A 15,166-nucleotide genomic window follows, 5' to 3' on the forward strand; every position below is an offset into this window, starting at 1 on the left:
AGTAAACATGTACCAAGCCAGCGATAAACGTGATGTGCATCCTTGCAACAAAAATCCATTAAAAATCGAGCCCTACCTGAAAGTAATACAAGTCACGGGTTGAATAGCGCTGATCGGCATAAGCCAGGGAATCATCATCGATCAGGTGCTGTAAAAAGAAACCTGCCCATGGATTGTAATGACCCAGAGACCAGGTTTTCCTGGTATTAATCTCGTAACGACGATAACGGTTGGTGTCGTTATAAGCATCCAGCCAGAAGTGCGAGGCGGTCAGACTCCAGCTGTCGCCCTGATGGTGCCAGCTGACGACCAGATTATCTTTTGCGGTCTGTCGTAATTCAACCACCGACAGAGAACGACGTTGTTTTTCCGTCAATTCAGAAGTATCCCCAAGGGTTACGTCCGCATCAATATAAGCGGCTGTCAACCAAAACCAGTTATGGCTGTCAGCCTGCCATTGTAACTGCATTTCTGCGCCATTGATATTCATCTTAGTATCAGATTCAACCGACAAAGAATTCAGGGCGATATGATCAGAAATTAATTGTGTCAGCTTGTCCTGATAGACTTTTACGTCCAACTCCAGATTCAGGTCAGAGAATTTCCCATAATAACCAAGCTCTGTACTGGTAATTTTTTCATGCTTAAGATCACGTGAATCAGCCGTCTGATTAACATAAATCCGACCATCATCAAGGTTCAGATAATTATCGCTGAGGTTACTCACACGAATGGAATATTCAGGTTCCTGTTCGAGCAGATCCGGAGAACGCACCGCTTCGGAATATACCAGACGGATACTGTGCTGCGGTGCGAGTAGCCAGTTAAGCGCAACCCGTGGTGAGAAAGCGTTATCGTTGGTGTCTTCAACTTCATACATACCACCGGCATTCAATAACAGATAAGACGTCATCCGCCATTCTGCATTGGCAAATAAGCGATACGTGTCGTTATGAACCTGACCATTAAAGTACGTTTGTGAATCCACCTGGTCACGACGGAAACTGACTCCGGAAACAGTGCGCAATGTGTCGCTCCACTGCATCGTATCCTGCCATTCAATATCGTAACGATCCTCACGTAAATCGCGCTCGGTATCGCCGCAAACCATGTCGGTGAGTTGAGAGAAATCGGTTCCGTTAAAACCACGGGTATAGATATTGCGGGCGCTGTCTAACTGCTCCTGAGTAATCTCCAACGCCAATCCCTGATTCGCCAGAAGTAATGCTTCAACCTGATCAGGCGTTACCAGACCAGCAGCGATTCCACCGACCAGGTTATCACCATCCGTTGTACCAATAAGACTGGTGATCCCCAGAACCGAATTGCTCCACTGCGGATTATCCTGATACAAACTGAATAATTCCGGATCCAGCGAAATGGTCGGCAAGCAGGCAGAGCTGCGCTGTTTACGACTGTCGGTCTGCCAGTAAGCCTGCAAGTGCGAACTGTGGGCGGTACTGAATTCCTTACGCACCCGGGTCCACAGATACCCTTGTCTGGTCTCCTGATCCGGAGCATCCAGTTCATAAGACTCACGGCGGATATCCGTGTTTCCCTGCTTCAGCGATGCCTGCAGACTAAGCTGCGTGCTGCTGTCGACCGGACGATTAAAATAGGCACTAACAAATCCATGGCGGCGACTGTCACGATACTCATCATCGCCACCGGTCGCATTGCGCCCGTCAAAGCCATCATCAGCCCGGATCTGCGCGGTAACACGATAACTGTTCTGATGACGCTCACCGGAATAGCTGACGAAGCCATCGTCCACGCCGTTATTGCCACTACGGTAACGTACGCGGGTACCCAGAGTATCGCCCGGATGCTTGGTGACGATGTTGATCACACCGAGAAAAGAATTTGCGCCATAAGTAGCCGCGTTTGGGCCACGGGTAACTTCGATCCGCAGAATATCTTCCATCGCCACCGGAATATCATCCCAGACCACCGAAGCAATGCCCGCTTTAAACACCGAGCGTCCATCCACCAGCACCTGTAAACGACGCATAATATTAGGATTGGAAGCGTGATAGGCAATTGAGGCATTATTTTCGTCGTCGCCATGACCCATACTCATGCCCGGCACAAAGCGCATCAACTCAGGCAGGGTACGTACCCCCCAGGCGGCAATCTGTGCGGCTTCAATCACGGTCACGCTGGCCGGAACCTCGGCACGGGGCTGCTTCAGGCGGGATGCTGTCAGCACCACCGGAATGTCGTCATCCAGGACGAAGGGTGCATCCAGCTCAAAATCGTCATATTCGTCCGCCAGCAACGCCTCAGATGCGATCAAAGCGCCACATATGCTGAATATGGTTAATGTTTTTGACATGGTTGTTTTGGTCATTCTACACACCAGAACCCCGGTATTAGTCGGAAATAGCACTCAGTTTTACGTCCTGCCTGCTCAATACCCGGTGTCCATTCGGGCTATACGGAACCGCGTTAACGGGTACTGACGCATGCAGAGACTTTATTGGAGTCTAGGCGCCAGTGTGCCATCGGTAAACGTTGAGGCGCTTTATACTTATGGCAGACTGACAGAGCAAGGCCCAGTCGATATAATCCGCGCATTCTGTTCATTAACCCTTAGGAAACCCCTATGAGCTACAACTCCATTCCGGCCGGTAAAGACCTGCCTAACGATTTCTACGTTGTCATCGAAATTCCGGCCAACCATGCGCCAATCAAATACGAAATCGATAAAGATATGGACTGCCTGCTGGTTGACCGTTTCATGGCAACGCCCATGTTTTACCCAGCCAACTACGGCTACATCCCGCACACACTGGCAGACGACGGCGATGCGCTGGACGTACTGGTTATTACCCCCTACCCGGTTCAGCCAGGTTCCGTTATCCGTGCCCGCGCAGTCGGTGTTCTGAACATGGAAGACGAAGCCGGTGGCGATGCCAAGCTGGTTGCTGTGCCACATGAAAAACTGACCCAGATGTATAACAACGTGAACGACATCGACGATGTTCCACAACTGCTGCGCGACCAGATCGCCCATTTCTTTGAAAACTACAAAGATCTGGAAAAAGGCAAGTGGGTTAAAGTTCAGGGCTGGGGCAATGCAGAAGAAGCCCGTGGCATGATCGTTAAAGCCGCTGAAGCTGAAGCTGCGAAAAAAGGCTGATTACCGCCTGCGGACACATCAGCACAATAAAAAGGGAGCCTCGGCTCCCTTTTTATTGTCTCTCGAGTACCTCTGAATAATTCAGAGGAGCCCTAGTTCTGCCCTGCCTGCTGCGCGGCCTGTAAATCAGCCAGAGCGCGCTCAGCTTTAAGAGCACGTTCTTCAAACTCCACCTGAGCGGTCACATCCTTCTGGATGCCGATGTAATAAGTCAGCTGGTCATCGTCATTATAAATCGGCGAAATACTCAGCTCATTCCAGAACAGACTGCCATCTTTACGGTAGTTGCGCAGGACAACTCTGGAACTCTTGCCATCAACAATCGCGCTGCGGATGGCTGTTAATCCATCCTGATCGCGGTCACCGGCCTGCAAAAAACGGCAATCCTGGTACAGAATCTCGTCAGCACGATACCCCGTAAGACGTTCAAACGCCTTATTCACGTAGATCAGAATGTTGTCATCGCCTTCCTGCTCTGCGATCACGATGCCGTCATTGGATGCATCAACGGCCTTCTTTAACAATTCCAGACTGATCGGGCCCTGCTCATCGTTCAGGTCATTGACCATGGTCGCCTCCACTATTTAGTCCGCTCAAGGTAATTTCCATGGTGTTCGCGGTCAAGTATGTCACTCATACCAGCGCTGTTTTTTTACTTTGTGTATAAGTACTTATAGAATCTGGGAAATTTCTGAATAACCTTGTACAGCAATGCCCCGGTACACAATCCGGTACAGAAATAACCCCGGCAGTAGCAACAACAAGAGCCAGCGGAGAACCACCGGCGATGTCAAACCCCGCAAGCGATCCACACATGGCTTATTTCCCGATCCGGGTAGTATCCAGTGAGACCGGCGTAAACGCCATCACCCTGCGTGCCTGGGAAAGACGTTATGGCCTGATTACGCCTAAACGCACCGCCAAAGGACACAGGCTCTATACCGAACAGGATATCCGCCTGATCCGCCAGGTTGTCACCTTACTCAATCGCGGCATACCGATATCCCAGGCACAGGCCATGATCAGCAATGGCGAAGAATTACCCGACGCGCCGGTCAACACCCCGGCCAAGCCTTCCCAATGGCAACATTACCGTGAGCGTCTGCATAAGGCCGTACAGGATTTTGACGAGCAACAGGTCGCTGAATTGTTTCACGAAGTCGGCCAGTTTTTTCCGGTTGATGTCGCCATGCGCTTTCTGTTTATTCCGCTCTATCATCATCTGCGCGATAACGTCAGCCAGACCCTGGGCATGGCGCGCCTGCGTTTTTATGCCGCGATACTGCAATCCCGTCTGGCAACGCGTCTGACGGAACAATACAGCGATGAGCAGAACAGCGAAGAACAACCCCAGGTATTAATCGCCAACTGCACCTGGGAAGACGACATTCAGCAATTGCAGTTAGCCATTTTACTGAAGCAACTGGGCCTGCGCCCGCTGTGGTTCAGTGGCATGCTGACCCCGAATCAACTCGCAGAGCTGCTGCAGGCCAAGCGCTGGCAAGCGGCTTTGTTCCATATTGGTACCGACCAGAACGACATGCAGCTTGGTCAGCTGCAGCGTCTGGCCCGCGAAGGCGGTTTACCTGTTTTTGTCACCGGTTATAACAGCAACAGCCAGAGCAACTTGCTGGCACATGGTCTGATTACCCTCGGCGATGATACCCACCAGGCGGCCCTGACCATCCGCGACCTGCTGATGAGCCTGCCTGAATGAGCACCGCTGTTTACGAATTACTGTTACGCCACCCTGACCTGATCACTGCCAATACCCTGATTGTCGGAGCCGAATCGGATCTGCCCGCCACCTGGCAGGCGCTGCTGAAAAACAGCGGCGCCCAGCTTCTGACCTGGGACTGGCTTACCGCGCAGGCCCATCGCCCGCTGGCTGAGCCACAGGTACGCTTCGCCATTCCGCAGAGCGGTGACTTCAGTGGCAAGCAGGTGATTTTGCTGTGGCCAAAAGCCAAGCAACAGGCGCAGGCCCTTATTCAGCTGATGGCAACACAAGTCAGCGAATGCTGGATTGTGGGAGCGAATGACGCCGGCGGCAAAAGCATCGGCAAAGCCTGTGCGGCACTGAGCGACAGCGCCGAAAAAACCGACTCTGCGCGCCACTGCACTCTGTGGCAACTGCAACTGAAAACAGTTACTGAATTTAACTGGCTGAAACTCGCCCAGTCGTTTAACTGCCAGCAGCATGCCTTCATGACCCTGCCGGGAGTTTTCAACCACGGTAAACTCGACACCGGTACCGCACTGCTGCTGGAACATGTTCCGGCACCGGCGCACGGCAAACTGCTGGATCTGGGCTGCGGCTCGGGAGTGATTGGCCTGAGTATGAAAGCCGCCGAACCGGCGCTGGATATCACCCTCGCCGATATTGATGCCTTTGCCATCCGCAGCAGCCAGCTGAACAGCGCCCGCCTGAATCTGCCGGCCACCATCCTGGCCAGCGACGGTTTGAGTAATCTAGAAGGCAAGTTTGACTACCTGTTCAGTAACCCGCCCTTTCATCTTGGCAAAGGTACCGACTACGAATTTGCCCGCCGCTTGTTCAGTGAAGCGCGCCAGCATCTGACCCGCGACGGCCAGATGTGGATTGTTGCCAACCGCCATCTGCCCTATGAAGACTGGGCCGCTGAGCAGTTCCGCCAGGTCGAAATCATGGTGCAGGACAAAGGCTTTAAGCTGCTCTGCGTGCAGAACGGCTGACCTTATCTGGGAGAGGTATGATGCAGGGAGCCAGCGTTGTCGGTCGGCACTTAAAGCCGTTATTGCTGGTTGCTGCCCTGCTGGTCGCGCACAGTGCCCAGTCGCTGCCACAACCGCTCAATACCGTCGCCTACCCACAGGAAGTGTATCTGGCGGAAGACTTCCGCTATTACGCGCCTCAGACCCTGTTCGACCTGCTACAGCGCCTGCCGGGAGTCAGCCTCGGCTGGCAAGCGGACGGCGAGCTGGAAATTCAGCTGCATGGCTTAGCGTCACAGTATCTGACACTGCTGATCAATGGCCATCCCTTGCTGGGCGGTGCCGGTAACAGCAGCCTGAATACCCGCCAGATTCCTGCCAGCCTGGTCCATCATATTGAAATTGACCGTAACTCACGCGCCGATTTAGATGCCGGTGGTGGTGGGGCAGGAACCATCAATGTGGTGCTGAACAACCCTGATGGAGGCAATCAATTACAGATCAGTACCGGCGGTGAAGCACTGAATGCGCAGCTGGCCGGTTCCATTCAGCTACTGAGCGGTGAATCGCCATTGCGTCTCAGCGCTGAACGCCGCGTAGCCCGTCAGAACAGCGAAGGCTTCAGCCGCACCCCCGCCGGCAATGGTGACTGGCGCCAACAGACCCGCGATCTCAGTCGCAGTCTGCTGCTCAGCTTCGACACCCTGCTCAACGACCGCCACCCATTGCACCTGTACGCCCTGTACCTGCAAGCCGACAACGACGACCGCCTGCAGGGCGTACATCCGCTGAACAGTCCCAACACACTGCAAACACCGCAACTGACCGACAGCAACGTAGAGCGATACAGTGAGCGCATCATCCAGCGCCTGGGCGGAAACCTGCGTCTTAACTGGCAGCATCTGTCTCTGGATGCGTTTTTCGTCGCCGAACAGTTTGATCAGGACATCCGCCTGAGCCACGACAATCCTCTGTCAGTCGCTCAGACCAACCAGATCGACGACAGCCGCTATCAATTCGGCTGGCAGCTAAACGAGATGCTGAACGAACACCGCTGGAGCATTGGCCTCAGCATGCAACAGATGAAGCGCATCAATAACAGCCTGAGCAACGCCATTCTGACCAGTAATAACGATCGCAGCGGCCTGCCGTATAATTTTGACTACAAAGAAAACCGTCTCAGCGCCTTTGCCCTCGATCGCTGGCAACTGACGCCCAACACTCTGTTTGAAGCCGGTGTTCATATGAGCACCTACGAGCTCAGCCAGGACTCCTTCGTCGCCGATGGCAACTCCGGTATTTCCACCGACACCCACTGGCTGCCCAGCGTTCACCTGCTGCATCATCTCGACAGTAAACGCCGCCTGCGCCTGAGCATGAGCCAGAACACCCGCGAGCCTGAAATAACCGACCGTATTCCCCATGAGTTCCGCCAGGGCAACACGCTCTGGCGCGGCAATGGCGAGCTTGAAGCCGAACTGATCAGTAATATTGATATTGGCTACGAACATAACTTCCGCGCCAGCAGTGACAGCCGCGCCGACCGCCACAGCGGACTCTACCTGCGTGCGTTCCAGCGTATTATCAATCAGGCCATACTGCAGACCACGCGCCGTGAAACCGACAGCGATGGCATCACTGAACTGACCATACTGCGGCCCCAGAACAGCGCTGGCAGCGCCATATTGCGCGGAGCGGAGCTGGATATAGAAGTGCCTCTGAACGATCACCATCTGAGTCTGGAGCTGGGTGGCGGTGTTTATCGCTCCGACGTACAGGCCACCGCCGAACTGCCCTATCGCCACAGATTACCCAATCAACCGGATTACATGGCCCGTATCGGCGTGCAACAACGGATCAATGATACCTGGCGGCACGGCGTGTGCTGGCGGGTACAAGGCGGCAGTGAACAGATACTGCCCGCCCCCCTCAGCAGCGATGGCTACATCACCCAGGACACCAGTGATGCGCAGAACCTCGACCTGTACACCGAGTACCAATGGAATCGCCGCTGGCGGGGGCTCGCAACCCTTAACCTGACGCCCGGTGCCAGTCCGTTTATCCGCCAGGATGGCATCCGTCAGTATCAGAATCTGAAACCTCTGTGGTATCTCACCGTACAAGGACAATTCTGACGCTGACAAAGGTCTGGTTACAAAATAGTTTTCCGTTTAAAAACAGAATATTAGAGAAAAGATAAGCGCCAGAGCAGCCACGTGGCAAACATCCGGCGGCCGGTTGCCCGGCGACGCAGCTAGGCTTGGTTCGTCGACTCTTTACAGGCCTGATTCACAGGCCTCGCCCACGAGCCCAATCAACGATCAATCTCTGTGAGGATACCGCCATGATGACCTACAGCCTGCTTGCCTGCTTATTACTCGGTGGTTGTTTGTTCGCTTGCCTGCAACGCGCAGGACGCACGTTGCTGCCGCAGGAAATCCCTCTGGATAAAACGCAAGATGATCAGCGCTTTCGCTGACAGACCGATGCAGTGAACCCAGATGAGCAACTCATGCGGACAAGGACGTTCGCGGCATGCGCAACAAAACAACCAGCAGCAGCAATAGCGCCGGAATTGTTGTCAGCAGCAGCCCCTGCCAGCCAATCAGCAGAACCACCGCACCGGAAGCCAGCGCACCTATCGCCTGCGCACCGAAAACCGCCAGATCATTAACGCCCTGCACCCGTGTTGCTTCCGCTGGACGGTAGCACTGACTGAGCAAGGATGTCCCCGCCACAAACAGCAGATTCCACCCCAACCCCAGTAACACCAATCCCAGCCAATAGTGCAATATGGTCTGATCAAACCAGGCAATGACCAGGCACGCAACCATCACCATCAGTCCGGTCATAATCATCCACCAGTGCCCGGCCCAGCGGATAAGATGACCCGAGATCAGCGACGGCAGAAACATGGCCGCGATATGGCTCTGAATCACCCATTTGGCATCGCTCAGGGCGTAGCCCATGCCTTCTGTCATGCTCAGCGGCGTTGCCGTCATAATGTAAGCCATCACCCCGTAAGCACAGGCCGCAGACAACATTGCCAGCCATAACACCGGCTGCTGCAGAAGTTCGTGCAAAGGGCGGGCCGCCGCCACTTGCTGACTGTCCGCTGCTTTCTGCTGCGGCATAAACCACCAGAGCACCACACCCGCCAGAACAAAGAACAGCGCCAGCCCGGTAAAGGACGCGGCAAATCCCCACTGCGGCCACCATGCCGCCAAACGGGTCAACTCAGGACCGAGAAACGCCGAAACAATGCCTGCCAGCAACAGACGCGCCGCGACCACGGGCGTCTGTACCGCCGGCACCGCCGCCATCGCGACAAAGCGGAACTGCTGCACAACCGCCCCGACAGCACCAAAACACAAAGCGCTGAAGGTAAAGGCCCAAAACGACTGCACATGCACAGACCAGGCGGCGGCAATGGCAGCACAGGAACCGAACAGCATGGCGTTTAAAAACAGAGGACGGCGGCCAAAACGGCCAGCCAGTTGTGAGGCGGGCAACACCGCCAGTGCGGTTCCCATAATCATGGCCGCGACCGGCAGCGTGGAAAGTCGCGGATCAGAATGCAGCTGACTGCCGATGATACCACCGGCAAAAACCATCAATGGTGCGGCACTCAGAGCCAGCGCCTGTGCCAGCATCAATCCCCAGATTAAAACCGGCACAGCAGTCTCCTTAGACTTGTTAAAATTATGGCATGTTGCGGGAGTAGAAAATCTCTAACATTTCTTTGCGCAGTTTGGCTTCTACTTCAGTACGTTCCGCAGCATCCATGGTTTTTACACCTTCACCGAACAGGTAATTATCCAGCTCAAAATCTTTCAGCAGCATTTTGGTGTGGAAGGTATTTTCCTGGTACACGTTCACGTCGATCATCTGATAGGCGTTACGGGTGTCTTCGGTCAGATACTTCTGGATGGAGTTGATGTTGTGATCGATATAATGTTTCACACCATCGACATCACGGGTAAAGCCGCGCACGCGGTAATCAACGGTAACAATATCAGAATCAAAGCTGTGAATCAGGTAATTCAGCGCTTTCAGCGGTGAAATCAAACCACAGGTAGAAACGTCGATATCGGCACGGAACGTCGAGATACCACCATGCGGATGACTCTCCGGGTAGGTGTGCACGGTCACGTGGCTTTTGTCGAGATGCGCAACCACGGTATCACGCAGCGGGCCGGGTTTTTCCTGCATCAGGTCTTCGCTGGGCGGCAATTCATGCTCGGCCACCAGAATAGTCACACTGGCGCCCTGCGGGTCGTAATCCTGACGCGCGATGTTAAGGATATTCGCGCCGATGATATCAACAACGTCTGTCAGAATTTTTGTCAGACGATCTGCACTGTACAACTCATCGATGTACTCAATATATTCCTGACGCTCTTTTTCTGTCTTGGTGTAACAGATATCGTAAATATTAAAGCTCAGGGATTTGGTCAGATTGTTGAAACCATGCAACCGCAATTTATTGTTCAATAGTTCATCCTCACACAACCGCGCGAACGGGTTTGGTTTTACTCAGATTCAATCACAGCGAAACTATGAGTGATTTCCACACCACCCTGCTCCAGCATAATGGAAGCCGAGCAATACTTTTCTGCCGACAGTTTCACTGCCCGCTCTACCGCCGACTCTTTCAGAGCCCGGCCGGTTACTTTGAAGTGCACATGAATTTTGGTGAACACACTGGGCACCGCGTCAGCACGTTCAGCTTCAATTTCAGCGACACAATCGCTGACCGCCAGACGCTGTTTCGTCAGAATGCTCATCACATCAAAGCTGGTACAGCCCCCCAGGCCCAGCAACAGCATTTCCATCGGACGAATGCCCATATTGCGGCCACCGTGGTCCGCCGGCCCGTCCATAACAACGGCATGGCCGCTGCCGGACTCGCCGATAAACATGGCATTATCAACCCACTTAACCGTTGCTTTCATTCTGGCCCCTGAGGTCTGACTGGAAAAAACGCGGAGGTTACCATACCCGGGGGCCGGGGATAAATCGTCAGAGATCAAAAAAGCCTGATAGACAGCCAAAGAGGCCGTCGTGGCATAACGGTTCACCTTCGCACGCTAATGAGTGATAATCAGTGGTCGATTACCGGATCGGATGCCTGAGCATGAGCCTTCCCCAAGCGCCATCGAAACACCAACACCTCCTGGACTTCCTGTCGCACTGCCACAAGAGGCGTTACCCTGCCCGCTCGACACTGATTTATGCGGGCGAAGAAAGCGATACGCTGTTCTACCTGATGAAAGGCTCCGTTACCGTCATTATTGAAGACAGTGACGGCCGCGAGATGATCATGGCGTATCTGAATGAAGGCGACTTTTTTGGTGAGATGGGGCTGTTTGATGATCAGCAGCCACCACGCACCGCCTGGGTAAAAGCCAAGACAGAATGCGAAGTGGCCGAGATCAGTTACGCCAAATCGCAGGAACTGGTCAAACAAGACCCTCAGCTGCTGTTTCATATTTTCCGCCAAATGGCCAATCGCTTGAGCCGCACAACCCGTAAAGCCGGCGACCTCGCCTTCCTGGATGTGACCGGTCGGGTAGCAGGAACGTTGCTCGATTTATGCAAACAACCGGACGCCATGACCCATCCCGATGGCATGCAGATTAAAATCACCCGCCAGGAGATCGGCCGCATTGTCGGCTGTTCTCGTGAAATGGTGGGCCGGGTTCTGAAAGATCTGGAAGAACAGGGTCTGGTTTCGGTGAAGGGTAAAACCATGGTGGTGTTCGGCACCCGCTGAACCCACCCGCCGGGCAAAGAAAAACTCATCCGCTACAGCGAATACTGCCGCCCTGTTCTAAACTCAGTAAATTACTCATTTTACGGAGCCGGTTATGGCCGATGATTCCTTTTTTGCCGACGATGACCTCTTCAGCGAGGACAGCGCCGTCAGCACTCCGGAACAGACCTGGCGCGTACTGGTAGCCGATGATGAACCCGACGTACACCGCATCACCCGCATGGTGCTTTCCGGGTTTCAGTTTGATGGCCGCCGGGTAGAATTACTCAGCGCCTACAGCGGCGAAGAAACCCGTCAGATCATGGCCGAACATGATGACATTGCCATGGTATTACTCGACGTGGTGATGGAAGAAGACCATGCCGGCCTCAATGTCGCACGTTATATCCGCGAAGAATTACGTAACCGCTATACCCGCATCGTGCTACGTACCGGCCAGCCTGGCCAGGCTCCCGAACACGAAGTGATCCGCACGTACGATATCAACGATTACAAAGACAAAACCGAGCTGACCACCACCAAGCTCAACACGCTGATGTATGCCACTCTGCGCAGTTACCGCGATATCTGCACGCTGAATGAGCACCGTCGTGGCCTTGAACGTGTGATTAAGGCATCCGCCCAGGTCTTCAGCACCGGCGCCATCAGTCAGTTTGCTTCTGCGGTTTTATCCCAGGTCACCAATCTGCTCGGGCTGGAACAAAGTGCCCTGTACTGTTCCAGCACCAATCAGCAGGATCAGCTGCTCGGCGTGCGTCGCTTCCGGGTACTCGCTGCCACCGGCGAAATGCAGGAACTGACCGATCTGGAGTCGTTCGAAAGCATCCCGGAGCATGTACGCGAAGGTTTTGAAAAAGCGATGAATCTCCGCGAAAGCCAGTATTACGAAAACTACTACATTGGCTACTTTGCTTCCGAACGCGGCAGCGAAAGCCTGCTTTATGTCACCTATCACCGCGAACCCTCCGCGCTTGATAAACAACTGCTGGAAATTTACGCCACCAACGTCGCCATCACCTATGAAAATCTGTTAATGCGCGACGAAATCATCGAAACCCAGCGTGAGCTGGTGTACATGCTGGGTGAAGCGGTAGAAAAACGCTCAAAAGAAACCGGTGCCCATGTTAAACGGGTTGCCCAGATTTCCCGCTTACTGGCCGTTGCTTATGGCTTACCGGAACAGGAAGCCGAGCTGATTAAAATGGCTGCCCCGCTGCATGACGTAGGCAAAATCGCCATTCCCGACAGCATTCTGAATAAACCGGGTAAACATGATGCCGCCGAATGGAGCACCATGCAGACACACGCCCAGATCGGTGCGGATATTCTCAGCAAATCTGATCGGCGCATTCTGCAACTGGCGGCGATTATTGCCAGCCAGCATCATGAACGCTGGGACGGAGCAGGTTATCCTCGCGGCCTGAAAGGTGAGCAAATTCATATTGCCGGACGCATTACCGCCTTGGCCGATGTTTTCGACGCGCTGGGCAGTAAGCGCTGCTATAAAGAGCCTTGGGCCGATAAAGATATTATCGATCTGATTAACAAAGAATCGGGCCATCAGTTTGATCCGAAACTGGTCGAACTGCTGATGCAGAATATTGATGCAATGCTCGATATTCGCCGACAGTTTCCAGACTGACAGCAAAAACAAAAAAGCCGGCAAGTGCCGGCTTTTTTGTATGCAAAAATAACAAACTCAGAAAAACAAAGCCTGCAAAGCATCGCCAGGATTGTCCGCCCGCATAAAGGCTTCGCCCACCAGAAACGCATTCACATTGCGCTCGCGCATCAGCGCAACGTCATCCGGGGTCAGAATACCGCTTTCGGTTACCAGTAATTTACCGGCCGGGATCTTGTCCAACAGTCCGAATGTCGTATCCAGTGTCAGCTCAAACGTGTGCAGGTTGCGGTTATTAATCCCCAGCAGCGGAGTCTGCATGGTTAACGCCGTCTGTAGCTCTTCTTCGTCATGTATTTCTACCAGCACGTCCATGCCCAGCTCATGGGCAATCCCTTCCAGATCCTGCAACTGCATTTTGCTCAGAGCCGATACGATCAACAGTACGCAATCGGCATTAATGCTGCGCGCTTCATAAATCTGATAAGGATCGACCAGAAAATCTTTACGGATTACCGGTAAAGAACAGGCGCTGCGCGCGGCTTTAAGAAAATCTTCATGCCCCTGAAAATAATCGCGATCCGTCAGCACCGATAAACAAGCAGCGCCAGCTTGCTCATAAGATTCAGCAATGGCTTCAGGAACAAAATGTTCACGCAGGACACCTTTTGAGGGAGAAGCTTTTTTAATTTCAGCAATGACCGCAGGCAATCCGGCATCGACCTTAGCCTGCATCGCGCGATAAAAACCACGCAATTCGGCCGCATCCATGTCCAGTGCACGGGCTTTCAGTTCATTCAGCGGCAGTGTTTTACTGCGATAGCTGACTTCCTCAGCCTTGGTGGCCAGAATGTTTTTCAAAATGGTTGGAGTATTCATGCGTTTTTCACTTCATCTTCGGCCAGGTATTTGGAGAAGCTGACCAGCTCGTTCATTTTTTCCAGTGCCAGACCGGTGTAAATGGCATCTTGCGCCATCGCTACACCGTCTTTCATGCTTTGCGAAAGACCCGCCACATAAATCGCTGCACCGGCGTTGAGTGCGAGAATATCTGCCGCCTTATTACCGGCTGCAGTTTCACGCTTACCGAGTGCATCCTTAATTAAAGCAAGACTGGCTGCCGGACTGTCGACATCCAGACCCGATAAAACCTGGGGCTCAACACCCAGATCCTGCGGACGAATAACGAATTCCCGCAACTCTCCATTTTTTAATTCACAGGCGTAGGTTTCCGTCGCCAGACTGATTTCATCCAGTCCATCTTTAGAATGTACGACCAGCACATGGCCGCCGTTCATACGCTGCAGAACTTCAGCCACCGGCCGGACCAGTGCTTTGGCAAAAACACCAATGACCTGATTGCTGACACCGGCAGGATTGGTCATTGGCCCAAGAATATTGAAAATAGTACGCATACCCAGCGACTTGCGCGGGCCAATCGCATGCTTCATCGCGCTGTGGTGAGAAGGTGCAAACATAAAGCCCACTCCCAGCTCATCAATACAACGGGCGACCTGCTCTGAGGTTAAATTCAGATTCACACCAGCCGCTTCCAGCAGATCGGCACTGCCGGATTTGGATGAAACACCGCGATTACCGTGTTTTGCCACGATTCCGCCCGCTGCCGCCACAATAAAAGACGAAGCGGTTGAAACATTAAACAAATTGGCACCATCGCCACCAGTGCCGACAATATCAACGGCATGGCGGGCATTAATTTTTACGCCGCTAGCCAGCTCGCGCATAACGGTTACGGCACCGACGATTTCGTCGATGCTTTCACTTTTCATGCGTAAGGCAACCAGAAAACCACCAATCTGCGCTTCATCGCATTGGCCGGTCATAATCTGGCGCATGACATCGGTCATTTCATCGGTGGTTAAATCCTGACGTTCAACAACGCGGGCCAGGGCAGTACGGATATCCATTATTC

Annotated in this window: 14 protein-coding genes; 7 read left to right on the plus strand and 7 right to left on the minus strand. The window is 53.4% G+C overall.

Features of this window, described 5'->3' with window-relative positions; genetic code table 11:
* Positions 1-58 precede the first annotated feature (58 nt).
* On the minus strand, positions 59-2,296 hold the full coding sequence (locus tag NYR02_RS03905) for a TonB-dependent receptor plug domain-containing protein (protein WP_260975085.1): 2,238 nt from the start codon (positions 2,294-2,296) through the stop codon (positions 59-61).
* Between the two features lie 309 nt (positions 2,297-2,605).
* Between NYR02_RS03905 and ppa the strand changes: the two genes are divergently transcribed.
* Complete coding sequence (gene ppa, locus NYR02_RS03910) at positions 2,606-3,142, plus strand: inorganic diphosphatase (protein ID WP_260975086.1); 537 nt, start codon at positions 2,606-2,608, stop codon at positions 3,140-3,142.
* A 92-nt stretch (positions 3,143-3,234) separates the two neighbouring features.
* On the opposite strand, the gene NYR02_RS03915 is transcribed toward ppa, so the two are convergent.
* A complete protein-coding gene (locus tag NYR02_RS03915) occupies positions 3,235-3,711 on the minus strand; it encodes a PAS domain-containing protein (RefSeq protein WP_260975087.1) in 477 nt (158 codons plus the stop codon).
* A 218-nt stretch (positions 3,712-3,929) separates the two neighbouring features.
* On the opposite strand from NYR02_RS03915, the gene NYR02_RS03920 reads away from it, so the two are divergent.
* The 4 genes from NYR02_RS03920 to NYR02_RS03935 all read left to right on the plus strand — a co-directional run bounded on the left by NYR02_RS03920 (position 3,930) and on the right by NYR02_RS03935 (position 8,315).
* On the plus strand, positions 3,930-4,859 hold the full coding sequence (locus NYR02_RS03920) for a MerR family transcriptional regulator (protein ID WP_260975088.1): 930 nt from the start codon (positions 3,930-3,932) through the stop codon (positions 4,857-4,859).
* A complete protein-coding gene (locus tag NYR02_RS03925) occupies positions 4,856-5,857 on the plus strand; it encodes a class I SAM-dependent methyltransferase (RefSeq protein WP_260975089.1) in 1,002 nt (333 codons plus the stop codon). The genes NYR02_RS03920 and NYR02_RS03925 overlap by 4 nt, the downstream gene beginning before the upstream one ends.
* Positions 5,858-5,874: 17 nt before the next feature.
* Complete coding sequence (locus tag NYR02_RS03930; RefSeq protein WP_260975090.1) at positions 5,875-7,971, plus strand: TonB-dependent receptor plug domain-containing protein; 2,097 nt, start codon at positions 5,875-5,877, stop codon at positions 7,969-7,971.
* A gap of 209 nt (positions 7,972-8,180) precedes the next feature.
* Positions 8,181-8,315, plus strand: coding sequence for a hypothetical protein (locus NYR02_RS03935; RefSeq protein ID WP_260975091.1), 135 nt, complete (start codon positions 8,181-8,183; stop codon positions 8,313-8,315).
* Between the two features lie 31 nt (positions 8,316-8,346).
* Here the strand turns inward: NYR02_RS03935 and NYR02_RS03940 are convergent, their stop codons facing one another.
* The 3 genes from NYR02_RS03940 to NYR02_RS03950 are packed head-to-tail and all read right to left on the minus strand — an operon-like array spanning position 8,347 to position 10,791.
* The gene (locus NYR02_RS03940; protein WP_260975092.1) at positions 8,347-9,513 is read right to left on the minus strand and encodes an MFS transporter; all 1,167 of its coding nucleotides are present in this window, start codon (positions 9,511-9,513) and stop codon (positions 8,347-8,349) included.
* Between the two features lie 25 nt (positions 9,514-9,538).
* Positions 9,539-10,330, minus strand: a complete 792-nt coding sequence (gene speD, locus NYR02_RS03945; protein ID WP_260975093.1) for an adenosylmethionine decarboxylase — start codon at positions 10,328-10,330, stop codon at positions 9,539-9,541.
* A 38-nt stretch (positions 10,331-10,368) separates the two neighbouring features.
* Entirely contained in the window at positions 10,369-10,791 is a 423-nt protein-coding gene (locus NYR02_RS03950) for an OsmC family protein (RefSeq protein ID WP_260975094.1), read from the minus strand.
* Positions 10,792-10,973: 182 nt separating this feature from the next.
* On the opposite strand from NYR02_RS03950, the gene crp reads away from it, so the two are divergent.
* Both crp and NYR02_RS03960 read left to right on the plus strand, forming a co-directional pair.
* Positions 10,974-11,612: a cAMP-activated global transcriptional regulator CRP gene (gene crp, locus NYR02_RS03955; protein WP_260975095.1), complete on the plus strand. Its 639-nt coding sequence runs from the start codon at positions 10,974-10,976 to the stop codon at positions 11,610-11,612.
* A 94-nt stretch (positions 11,613-11,706) separates the two neighbouring features.
* A complete protein-coding gene (locus tag NYR02_RS03960) occupies positions 11,707-13,254 on the plus strand; it encodes a DUF3369 domain-containing protein (protein ID WP_260975096.1) in 1,548 nt (515 codons plus the stop codon).
* A gap of 57 nt (positions 13,255-13,311) precedes the next feature.
* On the opposite strand, the gene trpC is transcribed toward NYR02_RS03960, so the two are convergent.
* Both trpC and trpD read right to left on the minus strand, forming a co-directional pair.
* Positions 13,312-14,112 carry an indole-3-glycerol phosphate synthase TrpC gene (gene trpC / locus NYR02_RS03965; protein WP_260975097.1) on the minus strand — a complete coding sequence of 267 codons (801 nt, stop codon included), beginning with the start codon at positions 14,110-14,112 and terminating at the stop codon, positions 13,312-13,314.
* Positions 14,109-15,161 carry an anthranilate phosphoribosyltransferase gene (gene trpD, locus NYR02_RS03970; protein WP_260975098.1) on the minus strand — a complete coding sequence of 351 codons (1,053 nt, stop codon included), beginning with the start codon at positions 15,159-15,161 and terminating at the stop codon, positions 14,109-14,111. Before trpD ends, trpC begins: the two co-directional genes overlap by 4 nt.
* Positions 15,162-15,166: the final 5 nt, after the last annotated feature.

It is taken from the genome of Thalassolituus pacificus, assembly GCF_025318105.1.
Classification (GTDB): Bacteria; Pseudomonadota; Gammaproteobacteria; order Pseudomonadales; family Oceanobacteraceae; genus Venatoribacter; species Venatoribacter pacificus.

Coding starts and splice junctions, on each gene's coding strand:
- NYR02_RS03930 (WP_260975090.1), top strand. CDS start 5,875: ATGATGCAGGGAGCCAGCGTTGTCGGTCGGCACTTAAAGCCGTTATTG.
- NYR02_RS03935 (WP_260975091.1), top strand. CDS start 8,181: ATGATGACCTACAGCCTGCTTGCCTGCTTATTACTCGGTGGTTGTTTG.
- NYR02_RS03960 (WP_260975096.1), top strand. CDS start 11,707: ATGGCCGATGATTCCTTTTTTGCCGACGATGACCTCTTCAGCGAGGAC.
- ppa (WP_260975086.1), top strand. CDS start 2,606: ATGAGCTACAACTCCATTCCGGCCGGTAAAGACCTGCCTAACGATTTC.
- trpC (WP_260975097.1), bottom strand. CDS start 14,112: ATGAATACTCCAACCATTTTGAAAAACATTCTGGCCACCAAGGCTGAG.
- NYR02_RS03950 (WP_260975094.1), bottom strand. CDS start 10,791: ATGAAAGCAACGGTTAAGTGGGTTGATAATGCCATGTTTATCGGCGAG.
- trpD (WP_260975098.1), bottom strand. CDS start 15,161: ATGGATATCCGTACTGCCCTGGCCCGCGTTGTTGAACGTCAGGATTTA.
- NYR02_RS03915 (WP_260975087.1), bottom strand. CDS start 3,711: ATGGTCAATGACCTGAACGATGAGCAGGGCCCGATCAGTCTGGAATTG.
- crp (WP_260975095.1), top strand. CDS start 10,974: ATGAGCCTTCCCCAAGCGCCATCGAAACACCAACACCTCCTGGACTTC.
- NYR02_RS03920 (WP_260975088.1), top strand. CDS start 3,930: ATGTCAAACCCCGCAAGCGATCCACACATGGCTTATTTCCCGATCCGG.
- NYR02_RS03925 (WP_260975089.1), top strand. CDS start 4,856: ATGAGCACCGCTGTTTACGAATTACTGTTACGCCACCCTGACCTGATC.